The sequence below is a fragment of the Aeromonas sp. FDAARGOS 1409 genome (genome assembly GCF_019048705.1).
Taxonomy (GTDB): domain Bacteria; phylum Pseudomonadota; class Gammaproteobacteria; order Enterobacterales; family Aeromonadaceae; genus Aeromonas; species Aeromonas sanarellii.
The window spans coordinates 1,520,401-1,537,966 of record NZ_CP077395.1; the positions used below are offsets into that span (position 1 = coordinate 1,520,401).

The window sequence follows — 17,566 nt, forward strand, 5'->3', positions numbered from 1 at the left end:
TTGCTGGTCGAGTGGGGAGCTGTTCCCCGGCGGCATCAACCCGCCTTGCGCTTGAGATAGACCCCGGCCTCCATATGGTGGGTCCAGGGGAACTGGTCGAACAGGGCGAAGCGGGCGATCTCGTGGGTGTCGCCCAGCACCGCCATGTTGGCCTGCAGGGTCTCGGGGTTGCAGGAGATGTAGAGGATGTTGTCGTACTCCTGCACCAGTTTGACGGTCGCATCGTCGAGGCCGGCGCGGGGGGGATCCACGAAGATGGTGTTGCACTGGTAGCTCTTGAGATCCACCCCCTTGAGGCGGTTGAACTCCCGCTCGCCGCGCATCGCCAGGGTGAACTCCTCCGCCGACATGCGCAGTATGATGAGGTTGTCCACCCCATTGGCGGCTATGTTGAACTGGGCGGAGTCCACGCTCGGCTTGGCGATCTCGGTGGCCAGCACCTTGCTAAAGTTCCGGGCCAGGGCGATGGAGAAGTTGCCGTTGCCGCAGTAGAGCTCCAGCAGATCCCCCTCGCTCCCCCTAGTCACGTCCAGCGCCCAGCCCAGCATCTGCTCGTTGATGGCGGCGTTGGGCTGGGTGAAGCTGTTTTCCACCTGCTTGTAGACCAGCTCGCGACCCTGCACCTGGAGCCGCTCGATGACGAACTCCTCCCCCAGGCAGATCTTCTGCTTGTGGGCGCGGCCAATCAGCTGCAGATCGAAGCCCTGGGCTCTCAGGTCGGCCTGCAGGGCTTCGGCGGCCTGCTGCCATTCGGCTTCCAGCTTGCGGTGATAGAGCAGGCTGACGCAGATCTGGCCGGACTGGGTGGAGAGGTAGTCTATCTGGAACAGCTTGCGGCGCAGCACCGGGTGCGGGCGCAGCCCGGCCAGCAGCACCGGCATCAGCTGGTTGATGAGCAGGCTGGCGGTGGGGAACTGGTCGACCCGGATGATCTCCTTGGTGGCCGGTGCATACATGCAGTGGTAGAGGTCATCCCCCTCGTGCCAGATGCGGAACTCGGCGCGCATCCGGTAGTGCTCGGCGGGGGAGGCATGGACCTCCAGCGCGGGCGGGTTGAAGGGGGCGAACAGCTGGGCGAGGCGATCGCGCTTCTCGTCGAGCTGGGCCTGGTAGTCGGCGGGAGTCCGTCTGGCCTGGGTGTCGGCGGAAGATGGCTGGGATTGAGTCATGGATACCTCGCATGCGCCGGCAGAGCCGGGTAAAGACCGGGGGAGGGCCGCAGCCAAGCAACAGCCAACCAAAGGGTGGGGATTTTAAAAGGCCGCCACGGATTGTCCAAGTTTTTTGTGGTCAAGAAGTGGCCAGTCGGGCCGATAACCGATCCACCACTATAGGCGGGAGAGTGATGATGCAGATCGATGGCATGGGCGCGGCCCAACCCAAGGGAGTGGGCACTGCTCCCAAATCGCCCCAACAGACGGCGTCGAAAGCGGCGGACAAGGGGGAGGAGGTCTCCCTGAACAAGCCTCCGAAGTGGGCCCAGGTGCTGATCCAGCAGGCGCTGCAATTTGCACTGGAGATCAACGGCCAGCACTATCAGGCCCCCAGGAGTGAGGAGTTCAAGCTGGAATCGCCGGAGGCGATCACCCCGGAGACCCTGTTCGACTACGAGACGGTGGCGGACAACGTGCTGCAGTTCGTCACCGGACGGCTGGGCGCGGCCCGTGCCGATGGCAAGAGCGACGAGGATCTGGCCGAGATGATGGCCCAGGCCCGCAAGGGGGTGGACATGGGCTTTGGCGACGCCAGGAAGCAGCTCGGCGACTGGGCGGACAACGAGGATATCAAGACCGGCATGGATCAGAGCTACAAGCTGATCCAGGAGGGGCTGGAGTCCTTCGAGAAGGAGTTCTTCGGCGAGGTCTCGACCACGGATCTGGGGGCGGCCAGGATGGCCAGCCGGCAGCAGGCCTTCCTCGAGATCGAGACCCGGGACGGGGACAAGGTGATGCTGCGCTTCAGCGACAGCTGGCAGTTCAGGTCCCGGAACGACGGGAGCGGCAACCAGTTCAGCCTGAAGTCTAGCCAGAGCTTCGACTTCTCCCTGGAGGGCGATCTCGACGGCGCCGAGATGGAGGCCATCGGCACCCTGGTCAAGGGGCTGGACGAACTGGCCGGCCAGTTCTTCGGGGGAACGGATGGCAAGACCCTGGCCGACAGGCTGGCGGGCTTGCAGCTGGACGACAGCCAGCTGGTCTCCTACTCCCTCAAGCTCAAGCAGTCGGCCAAGCTGAGCCAGGCCTATCAGGGGGCCCACTCCCTGCAGGAGAGCCTCAAGCCCCTGGCGGACTACCTGCCACGGCTGAGCCGGGTGCAGCAGCAGGCCGATGCCCTGCTGCCGACCGCCCAGCAGCAGGCGTTGACACCGGCCGTGCTGGCTGCGCGGGGCCAGGACGGGGCGACGGGGGCCGGCTTCATGGGCTTTAACCAGCGGATGCTGGAAGCCATGCGGCTGCTCGGCCAGCAGATGGCCGCGGGCTAGTCTCGCCGCATCGCCCCTGATGTGCCCGAGGGCGGGCCGTTTGCCAGCCTGCCCCCGGGCTGGCACACTGCCCTTTTCCCCAGCCAGATCATGCCATGAACCCCAAGAAGCCAAGAGACAAGCGCGAACTCTGCTACCCCTTCATCTTCGAGACCCAGTTCCAGTGCGACTACGAGATCGCCACCGACGAGCTCTGCTGCCAGGTGGGGGCCGTGCTCTCTCACCTGGTGGCGGATGAGGATACCCGACCCATGATGGCGGATCTGGCGACCCTGCAGCGGCTCATCTACAACCTCAACGGCTCGGTGCGGGGCAGGCTCGGGATCTTCGAGGAGGATCTGGCGTGGCTGAAGGGGCGTTACGATCACTACAACGAGGCGAGCCGTGGCCGGGTCACCGGCTTCGTGCTGCCCCAGGGGCCCCAGCCCATCCCCACCCTGCACCTGTGCCGCTGCGGCAGCAAGAAGGTGGTGCGCTTGCTGGTGCGCCTGGAGGAGAGCGGCGTGCGCTTCGATCCCATCCTCTACCGCTTCGCCAACCTGCTGGCCAACTTCTTCTTCGTGCTCACCGTCTACCTCAAGCAGGCGTGGGATGTGACCGAAGTCCCCTATGTCAGCATCAACTACTGAGGTCGCCGGGATTTGCCGAAGCGGCACAAAGAAAAACCGGAGCCTTGGGCTCCGGTTTTGCTTTTCAGCGCGCCAACAGCGCATTCAGCTGGAGAGCAGCACCCTGGCCGAGTTGGCGGGGATGGTGAGCTGCACTTCCCCCTGCACCACCTCGAACTTGTCGCCGTTGAAGGCGTCGGTGAAGCGGCTAGCGGGGCTGGCGGTCTGCCACAGGGGCAGGCTGATGGTGCGCGGCTCCGTGGGGTGGCGGTTGCAGGCCACCACCACCTGATCGCTTTGCAGGGTGCGGGCGAACACATAGCTGTGGGGGCCGGCGTAGAGGGTCTGGATGTCGCCGCGGCGCAGGGCAGGGCGCTGCTTGCGCAGCTGGATCAGGCGGCGATAGTGGTCGTGCAGCACGTGATCCCAGTCCGTGGTGTCCCAGGGGAAGCAGCGGCGGCAGTCCGGATCGTTGCCTCCCGACAGCCCCACCTCGTCGCCGTAGTAGATGGAGGGCACGCCGATGTAGGTGATCAGCAGGGTGGCGGCGAGCCGCATCCGCTGCTTGTCCTCCCCCAGCAGGTGCAGGAAGCGGGCGGTGTCGTGGCTGTCCAGCAGGTTGAACTGGGCCAGCTGGTTCTTGAACGGGATATGGGCCCGCGCCAGCTTGAGCCAGTGGTCCAGCTCGGTGGCGCTGATCTTGATGGGGTGGTAGGCGATGTCCTGCCCCGCCAGGAAGGCGCGGACGGGGTGGGCGAAGCCGTAGTAGTTCATGGCACCATCCTCCTGATCCCCCTGCAGCCACTGACTCGCCTCGAAGAAGTGCTCGCCGAGCACGTAGGCGTCCGGGTTCTCCTGCTTCACGGCGCCGCGAATGGCGCGCACGTGGCCACGGTTGCCCTCGGCGGTGCCCCGCTCCCCCAGCATGTGGATGACGTCGAAGCGCCAGCCGTCGATCTGGTAGGGCGCCCGCATCCAGTAGCGCAGGATGGCGTTGTCTGCCCGGTAGACGGCGTCCTGCACCTGTTCGCTGGCGAAGTCCAGCTTGGGCAGGCTGCGGATCCCCTTCCAGCTGACGTAGTCCCCCTCCTGGTCGAAGGTGTAGAAGCTGCGCCAGGGGGAGTCCGGGTTGCTCTGGGCCCCCAGCGGCGGACAGAACCAGGGGTGCTCGGTGGAGGTGTGGTTGACCACGGCATCCAGGATGATCTTCATGCCGCGCTGGTGCAGGTTGCGGGTCAGCTCGGCGAACTGGGCGTTGGTGCCGAGGTGGGCATCCACCTTGAAGTAGTCCTGAGTGTCGTATTTGTGATTGCTCGGCGAATCGAAGATGGGGTTGAGGTAGAGCGCCGTCACCCCCAGGGATTGCAGGTAATGCAGCTTGGCGTCGATGCCCGCCAGATCCCCGCCGTAGAACTCGCAGGCGCCGTGCCCCTCCTCGTGACGGCTGACCGGCTCGCCCCAGGCCTTGCTGATGACTGCCTTGCCTCTGTACTCGTACTCGTGATGCTTGACGCTGAGGGACGGATCGCCGTTGCAGAAGCGATCCGGGAAGATCTGGTAGAACACCTGATCCTGCACCCAGGCCGGCGGCTGGTGGCGGCTGTTGAAGCGAAAATGCTGCTCGCGCGGCGGCATGGCGGCGCTGACGCCGGCGCCGTGCAGCCACCACTGCTCCTCGTCGGTGAGGCACTTGAAGCAGTAGAGGTGGATCTCCTGCCCTCTGGCGAGCGGCAGCTCGACCTGCCAGACCTGGAGCCTGTCCCGGGTGGCGACCGGTGTCATGGCGACCAGGTACTCTTCGTTGTCCGGTTCGTGGCGCAGCCACACCTCGCGGATGGGGGCGTCCAGCTCGCTGAACAGGGTGAGCTGCAGGGTGTCGGCACTCTCTTTGAACCAGGGTGCCGCCTGGGGGTGAAACAGGAAGGGATGGGTCATGGTGTCTACTGTGTCAGAGAGGCTACCGGGTCAGGGGATGCGCGAGGGCCATCCTAGCCTGCCCATGGGGTTGAGTATGTGACGACCGACCAGAATGAGGCGGTTGCCCGGCTCCGCGGGTCGGCCAGCCGTGAGTCTATTGCGTCAGCAGCTCGGCCAGGGCATTGCCCTGCTCGTGGAGCTGTTCGAGCTGATCCGCCAGAATGAGACGGGGATCCGGCTCCTGCTGATCGGCCGTTGTACATCTACTGGGTCAGCAAATCGGCCAGGGCATTGCCCTGTTCGTGCAGCTGTTCGAGCTGATCCGCCAGGCTGGCGGGATCCAGCCCCAGCTGGTCGGCCAGGGGCCTGGGGAAGCGGGCGATGATGGCCTGGGCCGGTACCCCCGCATGCCAGGCGAAGGAGACGAAGACGGCGAGCCGGATCAGCACGGCCTCCTTGCTGACTGGTTCGTGGGAGAGGGGGTCCAGCTGCTGGGCGATGGCGTCGACGAAGGCGGTCGACAGGTTCCAGCGCCGCGCCAGCTCGGCGCCGAGCTGGGCATAGTCGTAACCCAGCATCTCCCGCTGGGCCTCGACCCGGCTGCTCCCCTTCTCGATGGCCAGGTTGATGAGCCCGGCCTCCTCCGGCAGGGTGCTCTGGATCAGCAGCTCGCCGATGTTGTGAATGAGGGCGCAGGTGAAGGCGGTCTCCGGATCCACCGCCCTGGTCTGCTGGGCCAGGGTGCGGGCTATGGTGGCGACCTGGAAGGTCTGGGTCCAGAAGTGGTGCTTGTCGAAACCGGGGGGGGCCTTGAAGCTGCTGATGATGCCGGAGGCGACCACCACGGAGCGCAACCGGTTGAAGCCGAGCCGGATCACCGCCTGCTCGATGGAGGTCACCTCGTTGCCCCGGCGCAGGGCGGCGGAGTTGGCCATCCGCAGCACCTTGACGCTGATCACCTGGTCCATGGCGATCTTGGCCGCGATCTCGTCGATGCGGGCATTCTCGTCGTTGAAACTCTGCATCAGCTCGTGCAGCAGCTTGGGGATTGTGGGCAGTTGCTTGATCTTGCCAAACAGGCGATCCATCGACATGGCTGAGGCAGCCTCCATTGCTAACAGTGCCTCATATTGTGCCACAGCCTGGCCAGTTGTTCCTGTACCGGATCTGGTTTCGTCGGCCTCAGTACACCCAGTCTTGCAGTCTGTATTCCAAACGGTGCCGTTTTCCCTGCAGGATCAGGGTCTGGGTGGAACCGCTCAATGTGGCCCCCTCCGTCAGGGTGGCGAGCACGGCCTGTTCGACCTGGTCGAGCCCGGAGGGGCAGGCCATGGCGGTGCTGCCGAGGCTGGTGACCCAGAGCCGGTTCCCCTTGAGGTGGCCCTGGCCGAAGTAGCGGTTGCAGCCGGCGATGCCGTTGACGGTGAAGTGCTCCCCGATCTCGAGATCGGGGGGATTGACGCGGCTGCCGGTGACGGCCTGGCCATCCAGCCGGTCGAGCACCCAGTGGTGGTGCTGCAGATCGTGCGAGGCGAAGCGGGGAGTACTGCTGCAGGCACTGAGCAGAAGCAGGGCGAGCAGCAGTAGTAGGTATCTGGGCATTGAAGGGGCTCCGGTGATGGGTAGGACAAGCATACCCGTCCCGGGGCCTGCGAGGCAGGGCGAGGGGGGAGGTGCCCGACCGCTTCTGTCGCCCCGGGGGAAGAGGGGGTGTCGGTAAATGGCAACACTTGCCCCGGGCGAGCCTCGTCACGCACAAAAGGGGCCACGATGTGGCCCCCTGCTATCCCTGCGCCTTGGCGAGCCTGCCCATCAGCGGGCAAACAGCCGCTCGGCGTAGCGGGCGAGGCCGGAGGCGACCGAGCCGAAGTCGTCTCCCCCTTCCAGCGGTACCCTGGGCAGTTTCTGCTGGATGAAGGCCTTGATGAGGGGCGAGCGGGCGCTGCCGCCTGTGATGAAGATCCGGTCAGGCTGCACCCCGGCGGCCTGGATCGCCTCCTCCATCAGTTCGCCTATCTTCTCTAGCAGCGGTGCGGAGGCGGATGCCAGCTGGTCGCGTCCCAGCTCGGCCTCCAGCCCCTTCTCCAGCTCGTTCAGGGTCTGGTGATTGCGCTCGTGATCGGAGAGGGCGATCTTGCCCTGCTCGGCGCGCCACACCAGCTGGTGGCTCAGCTTGTGGGCCCGCAGGCTGGCGAGACGGGGCAGCTTGCTGCCGGGTTGGCTGTCGAGCTGGAGATCCTGCAGCTGGCGGCCCGTCTCCAGGCTGTAGAAGCGGCTCTGGGCGCTGACGTCGTTGATGGCGGCCGCGTCCCAGAACAGGGGGTGGGGCAGCGGCTTGCCGGTCTTGAGGGTCTCGTGCATACCGAGCAGCGGCATCATGCCCTCCACCGTCAGGCGGATGTCGAAGTCATTGCCGCCGATGCGCTGGCCGCTGTGGCCGAGCAGATCGCCGCTGCGATCCAGCCGGTCGCGATGGCTCGGACCCATGCGCAGCACGGAGCAGTCCGTGGTCCCGCCGCCGATGTCCACCACCAGCACCACCGCATCCTCGCTGAGGCGCGCCTCGAACTCGAAGCCGGCGGCCACCGGCTCGTAGAGGAATTCCACCCGCTCGAACCCGGCGAGGCGGGCCGCCTCGCTCAGGATGGCGATGGCCTGGCGGTTGCTCTCCTCCCCCGCCAGCCCCTGGAAGTTGACCGGCCGGCCGATCACCGCCTGGCGGACGGGGGCGCCCGTCTGTTGCTCCGCCTGCTGGCGCACGTGCAGCATCATGGCGCAGACGATGTCCTCGAACAGGGCGATCTGGGGGGCCTTGAGGCCATAGGCGCCGAGGAAGGATTTCGGCGACTTGATGTAGTAGCCCTCGTCCGGCTCTTCCAGATAGCGCTCCAGCGCCGCGCCGCCGAAGCTGAGCTCGTCGGCCAGCCCCTCTTCGCGCATCTGGCGGCGCACCGCCTGGGCCCGGGTCACCACGGGGCCGCGCAGCTTGAGGTACTCCGCCTGCTGGGCGGGAGCCAGCCCTTCGGCCAGCAGGCCGGCGATGGCATCCCGGTGCGGGGCGTGCAGGGTGGAGGGGAGGTAATGGGAACCGGAGAGGGTCAGCAGCCTGGGGCTGCCCTGTTCCATCACGGCGACGGCACAGTTGGAGGTACCGTAATCAAATCCGATAAACATGGGCGGCCAGACTCCTGCACAAAAAAGGGCTGGTAGCCTACCCGAAGGCGCCGGGTCTCACAACCCGGCGAGTCTGAATGGTGAGCGAAAGGCGAGGAGGGCTTATTCCACCTCGTTGTCGCAGCGGCCCTGGCCCTCGATGGCCTGGATGTTGCTGAGGGTGGTGTCGGCGATGGCGTGCAGCGCCTCCCGGGTCAGGAAGGCCTGGTGACCGGTGAACAGCACGTTGTGGCAGGCGGAGAGGCGGCGGAAGACGTCGTCGGTGATCACCTCGTTGGACTTGTCCTCGAAGAAGAGATCCTCCTCCTCCTCGTAGACGTCCAGCCCCAGGGCGCCGATGCGGGCGGTCTTGAGGGCCTCGATGGCGGCGTTGGAGTCGAGCAGGCCGCCCCGGCTGGTGTTGATGATCATCACCCCGTCCTTCATCTTGGCGAAGGCCTCCTTGTTCAGCAGGTGGTAGTTCTCCTTGAACAGGGGGCAGTGCAGGCTGATGACGTCGGACTGGCGGAACAGGGTGTCGAGGTCCACGTACTCGGCGCCGAGATCGATGGCCGCCTGGTTCGGATAGGGATCGCTCACCAGCAGGCGCATGCCGAAGCCCTTGAGGATGCGCAGGGTGGCGATGCCGATCTTGCCGGTGCCTATGATGCCGGCGGTGCGGCCGTGCATGTTGAAGCCCACCAGCCCCTCCAGGGAGAAGTTGGCGTCGCGGGTGCGCTGATAGGCCTTATGGATGCGGCGGTTGAGGGTCATCATCAGGCCCACCGCGTGTTCGGCGACCGCCTCCGGGGAGTAGGCGGGCACCCGCACCACTTTCAGCCCCAGCTCCTTGGCGGCCACCAGATCCACGTTGTTGTAACCGGCGCAGCGCAGGGCGATGACCTGGGTGCCGTACTGTGCCAGCTCGGTCAGCACCTCGCGGTCGGCGTCATCGTTGACGAACAGGCAGACCACGGGGAAGCCGTGGGCGAGGCGGGCGGTCTTGGCCTCCAGCCGCACGTCGAAGAACTCCAGCTCGAAACCGTACTGGCTGTTGGCCTGGTGGAAGTGTTCCTTGTCGTAGCTCTTGGTACTGAAAACGGCGACTCTCATGGTGCGCTCTCCGCAGATAATGATGTGGTTAAATTACAACAAATATGGGCCGTCATCACGGGATAAATGGCGGGGCATCAGCCCCAGGGCATGATGGGCACGGCGCTCACCGCACTCTTGTAAGAACCATCCACCAGCTTGGTGCTGTAGGTCAGATAGACCAGGGCATTGCGCTTCTCGTCGTAAAAACGCACCACCTTCTGTTCCTTGAACACCAGGGAGGTGCTGACGTCGAACACCTCCTCCCCCGCCTTCAGCCTGGCGGGCAGGGTGATGGGGCCGATCTGGTGGCACGACAGGGAGGCGTGGGAGGGATCCTCCGCCAGCCCCAGGCCACCCTTGACGCCTCCTGTCTTAGGACGCGCCAGATAGCAGGCGACGCCGGCGATCTTGGGGTCGTCGAACGCCTCCACCAGGATCTTGTGGTTCGGGCCGACCAGCTTGAAGGCGGTGCTCACCTCGCCTACGGGGTCCGCCTTGTCGGCCAGCGCCGGGCCGGCCAGCAGCGCCAGCATCAGGGGCAGGGTACGGGCGAGGGGGGAAGGGTGTGTCATGGTTTCTCCTTCAGGCTCCCTCAGTAGGGGATGCCCAAGCGACGATAGAGGCTGGCCAGCACCCAGGCGGGGCCTACCAGCAGAAATTGCAGGTCGGTGAGGAAGGAGGGGCGTTTCCCCTCGATCCGGTGACCGACGAACTGGGCCAGCCAGAGCAGCACGAAACCGGCCAGGGCGGGCCACAGTAGCGGGCCTTGCCAGGTGTAACAGAACGCCAGCCCAAGGGTGGTCAGCGCCGCCATCCCCACAAACAGCGAAAACGACAGATGCAGATAGAAGGCCAGCACCGGCATGGCAACCAGCGCCGCCCAGTTCAGGGAGGGCTGCAGCGGCCCGGCCGGCAGGCACCAGAGCAGGGCCAGGGCGCAGAGGTAGATGCCAGGCACCGCCACCTTGTGGATGGCCACATTGACGGGATGCCGGTGGCTCTGGCCGTAGTCGCTGAACCATTCGTCGAGTCGTTTCATGGCACCTCCCTGGCGCGCGGCTTGTGCCACCCCGGTCGAGGTGGCCGAATCTTCATCCCTGCGGGGGATATTCCCAATATTGGGCCGGTATGCTCCTGAGCAAGGGGGTCATGTCCGGGTTGGGCAGGGAGATGGTGACCCTCTGCTCCAGGTTGGCGCTGGCCAGGGCCTCGCGGATCTTGGGATTCTCGTGGAAGAACTTCATGAAGCTGCCGTCGGCGTAGGCCCGCTCCAGCCCGGTCTGGATCGCCTTGGCCAGCTTGGGCGACTCCGGGCTGACGAAGAAGAACTCGGCGAAGGGGTAGCGGATCAGCAGGTGCTGATCGATGACCAGGTTGGGATATTGCGCCACCAGCTCGCTGCGCTCGGCGAAGATCTCCACCAGGCCGCGGGGGAAGAAGTCCAGCTTGTCGCCGTCATTCATCAGGCGGAACAGGTTGCTGTAGCGACCCGCATAGGTGGGAATGCCCGCCTGCTCCAGGATCTTGTTGTCGGCCCAGCCCACCCCCTGCGCCGCCTTCAGCTTCTTGAGATCCGCCAGGGTGTTGACCTGGTTGAACTTCTCCTGGGCGTCGGCGTGGATGAAGGAGAGGCGCAGCCCTTCCAGCCCGCGGAACAGCGGAATGGGGACGGCGATCAGGGAGGATTCGAGGGCGCTGGAGGTTCCCATCCAGAACACATTGATGGTCTTGCCCCTGGCGAGCGCCTGCTGGAGGCTGTACTGATTGAGGTTGAGGTCGACCCGCTCCAGCTTGTAGGGCTGACCGGCACGGGTGAGGGCCAGATCCAGCAGCTTGAGCTGGTACTCGTTGTCGAGGTCGTTGATCGGTCGGCTGGGGACCTTGACGGTGAGGGTCTGTGCCTGTGCCAGCAGCGGCAGGCACAGGCACAGCCTGATGAGCCATTTCACGCTTTGATCTCCTGTAGAGTCCGGGGCCTGCCCGGAGTCTAACAGAAGTTGTCACGCTCTTGCGTGACGCCGTGGGTGGGGGTCAGGCTCGCCGCTGGCGACACGGCCCCCGGCCTGCGGGGCTGGCCCAGGCGGGACGGGGGTCTGTCGGAGCATCAGGCGACGCGGCGGAACACGTGGGTATCGTTGAATTCCTTGGTGCTCTGACACTCGACGCAGAAGCGGGACTCGGGCCGCGCCTGCAGCCGCTTGAGGGAGATCTCGTCGCCGCAGGATTCGCAGTAGCCGAAATCCCCTTCATTGATACGCTTGAGCGCCCCCTTCAGCTTGCGCAGATGCAGCTTGTCGTGCTCGATGCGGTTCAGCTCCAGACGGCGGGCCTCCTCGACACTGGCGCGATCGATCTCGTCCGCCATTTCGTTGGTATCGGTGGCGATAGCCTGGCTGGCCTGGGAGTTGAGACGTTCTTCGAGCTCGAGGATCTGCCGCTCGATCTGGCCCTTGTAAAAGGCCAGTTGGTCTTCAGTCATGAAATCACACATATGGTTTGCTACCAGTCAGTTTCCCAATTTTTCCCATTTATGGGGGCTGTCTGTCTTCAGACCAAGCCCTTGTATCCCGATTTGCACCAAATCCAGGCAGGAGAGTGCAAATCAGGGCGGGCCTTGTACCAAAAAAATGCAGGCATGCAAAGAAAATTGGATAAGGAGTGTGCGCCCTTGCAAAGAAATGAGCCTTCTCCGACAGGGGCTGACTGAGTATCGCGCGGCGGCTGTCCGCTATTGGCATCCGGCTTGCAATGGGCTGATCGTGGCACAGAGTGTTTAGTATTTGGTGCCGACCTGGTCATTTTACAGGCCGTTGTTTATAGTTTTTTAAACACCACCGCTTGACAAAGGGCTTTATGGCGGGCTTTTATGGTGTGGTCGATTACATTTTCTTAACAAGGGTGTTCCTTATATTAGACACCCTTGCCTATGACAACCGTAGAGTCGGGGTTTAACATGGACAGTATCAAGGGCTGGATGGAGAGCAATCGCATCACGGAAGTGGAGTGCCTGTTCCCGGATTTCACCGGCAATGCCCGAGGCAAGATCATTCCAGCCAACAAATTTCTGCGCGAGGGGGGCATGCGGCTGCCAGAGGTCATCTTCACCCAGACGGTGACCGGCGAATACCCGGATGACGACAGCATGATAGACCCGCTGGAGCGGGACATGCAGCTCTATCCCGATCCCAACACCATTCGTTTCGTCCCCTGGGCGCTGGAGCCCACCGCCCAGGTGATCCACGACTGTTTCGACGTCAACGGCAAGCTGATCGACATCGCGCCGCGCTCCGTGCTGCGCCGGGTTCTGTCATTCTACGAGAAGCAGGGCTGGAAGCCGGTGGTGGCGCCGGAGCTGGAGTTCTACCTGGTGACCCGCAACGAAGACCCCGACTACCCGCTGGTGCCGCCGGTGGGTCGCAACGGCCGCCCGGAGACCGCCCGCCAGTCGTTCAGCATCGATGCGGTGAACGAGTTCGACCCCATCTTCGAGGACATGTACGACTACTGCGAGGCCCAGGAGCTGGAGGTGGACACCCTGATCCACGAGTCCGGCGCCGCCCAGATGGAGATCAACTTCCTGCACGGCGATGCCATCGATCTCGCCGATCAGGTGTTCCTGTTCAAGCGCACCATGCGCGAGGCGGCCCATCGCCACGGCATCTATGCCACCTTCATGGCCAAGCCCATGAGCAACGAGCCGGGCTCCGCCATGCACATCCACCAGAGCCTGGAGGACATGGACGGCAACAACCTGTTCGGCACCAGCGAGGGGGGCAACTCCGCCCTCTTCATGCACTTCATCGCCGGCCTGCAGAAGTACACCCCGGCGGTGACCGCCCTGCTGGCGCCGAACGTCAACTCCTACCGCCGCCTCACCTTCGGCGAGAGCGCGCCGCGCAACGTGCAGTGGGGGGTGGAGAACCGCACCTGCGGGTTGCGGGTGCCCTTCTCCGAGCCCAGCGCGCGCCGGGTGGAGAACCGCTTCGCCGGCGCCGATGCCAACCCCTATCTGGCCCTGGCCGCCACCCTGGCCTGCGGCTATCTCGGCATGCTGGAGAAGCTGGAGCCCATGCAGGAGATGAAGGCGAGCGCCTACGACCTGCCCTACAGCCTGCCCCGTTCCCTGGAGGAGGCACTGAGCCATCTGGAGCAGTGCGAGCCCATCAAGGACATGCTGGGCGAGCGCTTCATCCGAGCCTTCGTCGCGGTCAAGCGCAAGGAGTACGAGACCTACTTCGGCGTGATCAGCCGCTGGGAGCGCGAGTTCCTGCTGTTGAACGTGTGACCCGTTTTGGGGAGAGGCGTCGGCCTCTCCCGTCAGATCGCAAGCAAGAGGGCACTGGACTCGTGAGTGCCGGCAGACGGTGCCGGCCGCGACGGCGTGCGCGAAGCCGCGTGACCGTGCCGAGCGCCTTCAATGGACGGGCGGCGACGCTCGCCACATGGAAAGGCATCGAGGAGCAGGCGAGGCAGCATACCCGCGACTGGCAGTGACCGGGGGCCCGCACCCTCATCAAGGGGCGGCAATGACCGCCGAATCGAAGGAACCGAGGAGCAAGCAATGCAGCACACCACCCGTGAGTGGCAGCAACTGGAAGCCAGCCACCACCTGCACCCCTTTACCGACTTTCAGGCCCTGAACAAGAAGGGCAGTCGCATCATCACCAAGGCCGAGGGGGTCTATCTGGAAGACTCCGAAGGCAAGCGAATCCTGGACGGGATGGCGGGCCTGTGGTGCGTCAACCTGGGCTATGGCCGTCAGGAGCTGGTGGACGCCGCCACCCGGCAGATGCAGCAACTGCCCTACTACAACCTCTTCTTCCAGACCAGCCACCCCCCCGCCGCCGAACTGGCGACCCTGCTGGCCGAGATCACGCCCCCGCACCTCAACCACGTCTTCTTCACCGGCTCGGGCTCCGAGTGCAACGACACCGTGCTGCGCATGGTGCGCCACTACTGGGCCAGCAAGGGGCAGCCGGACAAGCAGGTGATCATCAGCCGACACAACGCCTACCACGGATCCACGGTGGCGGGTGCCAGCCTGGGTGGCATGAAGGGCATGCACGCCCAGGGCGGGTTGCCCATCCCCGGCATAGTGCACATCGACCAGCCCTATCACTTCGGCGAGGGGCAGGGGATGAGCGCCCACGAGTTCGGGCTGGCCCGTGCCCGCCAGCTGGAGGAGAAGATCCTGGCGCTGGGGGTGGACAAGGTGGCGGCCTTCATCGGCGAGCCTATCCAGGGCGCCGGCGGCGTCATCATCCCGCCCGACAGCTACTGGCCCGAGATCCAGCGCATCTGCGACAAGTACGGCATCCTGCTCATCGCCGACGAGGTGATCTGCGGCTTCGGTCGCACCGGTCACTGGTTTGCCAGCGAAGGTTTCGGCATCAAGCCGGATCTCATGTGCCTGGCTAAGGGCATCACCTCCGGCTATCTGCCGATGGGGGCCGTGATGGTGGGGGACAGGGTCGCCAGGGTGCTGGTGGAGGAGGGAGGCGAGTTCAACCACGGCTTCACCTACTCCGGTCATCCGGTGGCTTGCGCCGTGGCCATCGCCAACATCCAGCTTATGCAAAAGGAGAGCATAGTTAAGCGCGTTCATGATAGTATCGGCCCCTATTTGCAGCGCCGCTGGAGCGAGCTTGCCGATCACCCTCTGGTGGGAGAAACCCGGGGCAAGGGCCTGGTCGCCGCGCTGGAAATAGTCCAGGACAAGCAGACGAAACGTCGTTTCCCGGCCGAACGCCATGCCGGGATGACTTGTCGGGAGTTCTGCTTTAACAATGGCTTGGTGATGAGGGCGGTCGGCGATACCATGATCATATCGCCCCCCTTGGTGATCACCGAGGAACAGGTGGATGAATTGGTCAAACTGGCCAGGCTCAGTCTGGACCTGACGGCGGAAAAGCTGCGGGAATAGGCCGTGCCAGGCTGGGTTGGCTTACGCATACAATTTGCTTAGGAGACAAGGACTATGTCTTTTAAAAAGGGAATGATGGCTGCTTCCGTGGCGCTGGCCATGATGAGTTCCGGGGCGATGGCCGACGAGAAGGTGCTGCACGTCTACAACTGGAGCGACTATATCGCGCCAAACACGCTGGAAGACTTCCAGAAGGAGACGGGCATCAAGGTGGTGTACGACGTGTTCGACAGCAACGAGGTGCTGGAAGCCAAGTTGCTGGCGGGCAGCTCGGGTTATGACATCGTCGTGCCGTCCAACTCCTTCCTGGCCAAGCAGATCCAGGCGGGCGTCTTCCAGAAGCTGGACAAGTCCAAACTCTCCAACTGGCAGAACCTGGATACCGCCTTGCTCAAGGCGCTCGAGCCGAGCGATCCGGGCAACCAGTATTCGGCGCCCTATCTGTGGGGCACCATCGGCTACGCCTACAACATCGACAAGGTGAAGGCCTTGCTGGGCAAGGACGCGCCGGTCGACTCCTGGGATCTGGTGTTCAAGCCGGAGAACATGGCCAAGCTGAAGGAGTGCGGTGTCTCCTTCCTCGACTCGCCGACCGAAATGCTGCCGGCCGCCCTGCTGTATCTGGGCTTCAAGCCGGACAGCCAGAAGCCGGACGAGCTGAAGAAGGCTGAGGAGCTGTTCCTCTCCATCCGTCCCTACACCGCCTACTTCCACTCCTCCAAGTACATCTCGGATCTGGCCAACGGCAACATCTGCGTGGCGGTCGGCTACTCCATGGACCTGCAACAGTCCAAGGCCCGGGCGATCGAGGCCAAGAACGGGGTCGATCTGACCTACGTGATTCCGAAGGAGGGGGCTGGCAGCTTCTTCGACATGCTGGCCATTCCGGCCGATGCGAAGAACGTGGAAGAGGCCCACGTGTTCCTGAACTACCTGATGAAGCCCGAGGTGATCGCCAACATCACCAACCAGATCCATGCGCCCAATGGCAACAGCGCGTCCACCCAGCTGGTGGACAAGGCCATCAGCTCGGATCCGGGCGTCTACCCCGATGCGGCGACCCTGCAGAAGATCTATACCTTCCCGGCCTTGCCGGCCAAGGTGCAGCGTCTGATGACCCGCAGCTGGACCAAGATCAAGTCAGGCAAGTAAGCAAGACGAGCAGTACCCCTCCCGGTCCGCAGTTCGGCCGGGAGGGGAGTGACCACCCGACAGGTTGGACGGCGCGTAAGGATGCGCGACTGGCAAAATCACACCAATGAGGACTGACAAGTGCACATGACCAAGATGGCAACGCTGGCCCTGACCCTGGGGTTTGCAAATCTGACCCAGGCAGCCCCTGTGGTTCATTTTTACAACTGGTCCGATTATATCGGCGAGACCACCCTCAGCGACTTCCAGCAGAAGACCGGGATCAAGACCGTCTACGACGTCTTCGACTCCAACGAGACGCTGGAAGGCAAGTTGCTGACCGGACGCACCGGTTACGATCTGGTCGTGCCCTCCAACAATTTCCTGGCCAAGCAGATCAAGGCGGGAGCCTTCCAGAAGCTGGATCCCGCCCTGCTGCCAAACCTGAGCAACCTGGATCCCGTGCTGCTCAAGCAGCTCGACAAGGTGGATCCGGGTCATCAGTATGCCGTGCCCTATCTGTGGGGCACCAACGGCATCGGTTACAACGTCGAGAAGGTCAAGGCGGTGCTCGGGGTCGACAAGATCGACTCCTGGGCCGTCATCTTCGAACCTGAAAACATGAAGAAGCTCTCCCAGTGCGGGGTGGCCTTCCTCGACTCGGCGGACGAGATGATCCCGGCCGCGCTGAACTACCTGGGGCTCAACCCCAACAGCCATGAGCCGGCGGATCTCAAGCGGGCCGAGGAGCAGTTGCTGAAGGTGCGTCCCTACGTGACCTACTTCCACTCCTCCAAGTACATCGGCGATCTCGCCAACGGCGACATCTGCGTGGCGGCGGGCTTCTCCGGCGACATCCTGCAGGCGGCGGCCCGGGCCGAGGAGGCGGGCAAGGGGATCCAGATTGCCTACAGCATCCCCAAGGAGGGTGGCAACCTCTGGTTCGACATGATGGCGATCCCGGCCGATGCCACCAACGTGAAAGAGGCGCACGCCCTGATCAACTACATTCTCGAGCCGCAGGTGATCGCCAAGGTGAGCGACTACGTGGGCTACGCGAACCCGAATATCAAGGCGGGCGAGTACATGGACAAGGCCGTCCGCGAGGACGAGTCGGTCTATCCCCCCCAGGCGGTGCTTGAGCGGCTCTATGTGCAGGAAGCGCATCCCCGCTCGGTGCAGCGTCTGATCACCCGGAGTTGGACCAAGATCAAGTCCGGAACCTAACCTTGGCGCCCATCCCGGGGCGCCAGATTG

General features: G+C 64.1%; 16 protein-coding genes. 6 read left to right on the plus strand and 10 right to left on the minus strand.

Annotation, left to right across the window (positions count from 1 at the left end; translation table 11 throughout):
* Positions 1–35: 35 nt before the first annotated feature.
* Positions 36–1,169 carry a tRNA (uridine(54)-C5)-methyltransferase TrmA gene (gene trmA, locus I6L39_RS07275; protein ID WP_216991431.1) on the minus strand — a complete coding sequence of 378 codons (1,134 nt, stop codon included), beginning with the start codon at positions 1,167–1,169 and terminating at the stop codon, positions 36–38.
* 179 nt (positions 1,170–1,348) lie between these two features.
* Between trmA and I6L39_RS07280 the strand changes: the two genes are divergently transcribed.
* Together I6L39_RS07280 and I6L39_RS07285 are read left to right on the plus strand one after the other, a co-directional pair.
* Entirely contained in the window at positions 1,349–2,482 is a 1,134-nt protein-coding gene (locus I6L39_RS07280) for a DUF5610 domain-containing protein (protein ID WP_216991764.1), read from the plus strand.
* 95 nt (positions 2,483–2,577) lie between these two features.
* Positions 2,578–3,111: an ATP--cob(I)alamin adenosyltransferase gene (locus I6L39_RS07285; RefSeq protein WP_216991432.1), complete on the plus strand. Its 534-nt coding sequence runs from the start codon at positions 2,578–2,580 to the stop codon at positions 3,109–3,111.
* 84 nt (positions 3,112–3,195) lie between these two features.
* Here I6L39_RS07285 and malZ read toward each other — a convergent pair whose 3' ends face one another.
* From malZ to I6L39_RS07330, 9 genes are all read right to left on the minus strand, one after another.
* The gene (gene malZ / locus I6L39_RS07290) at positions 3,196–5,025 is read right to left on the minus strand and encodes a maltodextrin glucosidase (protein WP_042077094.1); all 1,830 of its coding nucleotides are present in this window, start codon (positions 5,023–5,025) and stop codon (positions 3,196–3,198) included.
* A gap of 245 nt (positions 5,026–5,270) precedes the next feature.
* A complete protein-coding gene (locus I6L39_RS07295; RefSeq protein ID WP_209794387.1) occupies positions 5,271–6,119 on the minus strand; it encodes an HDOD domain-containing protein in 849 nt (282 codons plus the stop codon).
* Between the two features lie 70 nt (positions 6,120–6,189).
* The gene (locus tag I6L39_RS07300) at positions 6,190–6,609 is read right to left on the minus strand and encodes an META domain-containing protein (protein ID WP_042077098.1); all 420 of its coding nucleotides are present in this window, start codon (positions 6,607–6,609) and stop codon (positions 6,190–6,192) included.
* A gap of 210 nt (positions 6,610–6,819) precedes the next feature.
* Complete coding sequence (gene yegD, locus I6L39_RS07305) at positions 6,820–8,181, minus strand: molecular chaperone (protein WP_216991433.1); 1,362 nt, start codon at positions 8,179–8,181, stop codon at positions 6,820–6,822.
* 102 nt (positions 8,182–8,283) lie between these two features.
* A complete protein-coding gene (locus I6L39_RS07310; protein ID WP_042077102.1) occupies positions 8,284–9,273 on the minus strand; it encodes a 2-hydroxyacid dehydrogenase in 990 nt (329 codons plus the stop codon).
* Positions 9,274–9,350: 77 nt separating this feature from the next.
* Positions 9,351–9,827, minus strand: a complete 477-nt coding sequence (locus tag I6L39_RS07315; protein ID WP_042077103.1) for a CreA family protein — start codon at positions 9,825–9,827, stop codon at positions 9,351–9,353.
* Positions 9,828–9,847: 20 nt separating this feature from the next.
* On the minus strand, positions 9,848–10,294 hold the full coding sequence (locus I6L39_RS07320; protein WP_042077105.1) for a DUF962 domain-containing protein: 447 nt from the start codon (positions 10,292–10,294) through the stop codon (positions 9,848–9,850).
* A 52-nt stretch (positions 10,295–10,346) separates the two neighbouring features.
* Positions 10,347–11,204 carry a hypothetical protein gene (locus I6L39_RS07325; RefSeq protein WP_042077107.1) on the minus strand — a complete coding sequence of 286 codons (858 nt, stop codon included), beginning with the start codon at positions 11,202–11,204 and terminating at the stop codon, positions 10,347–10,349.
* Between the two features lie 155 nt (positions 11,205–11,359).
* Positions 11,360–11,746, minus strand: a complete 387-nt coding sequence (locus tag I6L39_RS07330; protein ID WP_042077108.1) for a TraR/DksA C4-type zinc finger protein — start codon at positions 11,744–11,746, stop codon at positions 11,360–11,362.
* Positions 11,747–12,208: 462 nt separating this feature from the next.
* Here I6L39_RS07330 and I6L39_RS07335 point away from each other — a divergent pair, with 462 nt between their 5' ends.
* The 4 genes from I6L39_RS07335 (at position 12,209) to I6L39_RS07350 (ending at position 17,536) form a co-directional block, all read left to right on the plus strand.
* Entirely contained in the window at positions 12,209–13,540 is a 1,332-nt protein-coding gene (locus I6L39_RS07335) for a glutamine synthetase family protein (protein ID WP_042077110.1), read from the plus strand.
* A gap of 276 nt (positions 13,541–13,816) precedes the next feature.
* The gene (locus tag I6L39_RS07340; RefSeq protein WP_216991434.1) at positions 13,817–15,178 is read left to right on the plus strand and encodes an aspartate aminotransferase family protein; all 1,362 of its coding nucleotides are present in this window, start codon (positions 13,817–13,819) and stop codon (positions 15,176–15,178) included.
* 54 nt (positions 15,179–15,232) lie between these two features.
* A complete protein-coding gene (locus I6L39_RS07345; RefSeq protein WP_216991435.1) occupies positions 15,233–16,330 on the plus strand; it encodes a polyamine ABC transporter substrate-binding protein in 1,098 nt (365 codons plus the stop codon).
* A gap of 120 nt (positions 16,331–16,450) precedes the next feature.
* Complete coding sequence (locus I6L39_RS07350; RefSeq protein ID WP_084202771.1) at positions 16,451–17,536, plus strand: polyamine ABC transporter substrate-binding protein; 1,086 nt, start codon at positions 16,451–16,453, stop codon at positions 17,534–17,536.
* The last annotated feature ends 30 nt before the right edge of the window (positions 17,537–17,566 follow it).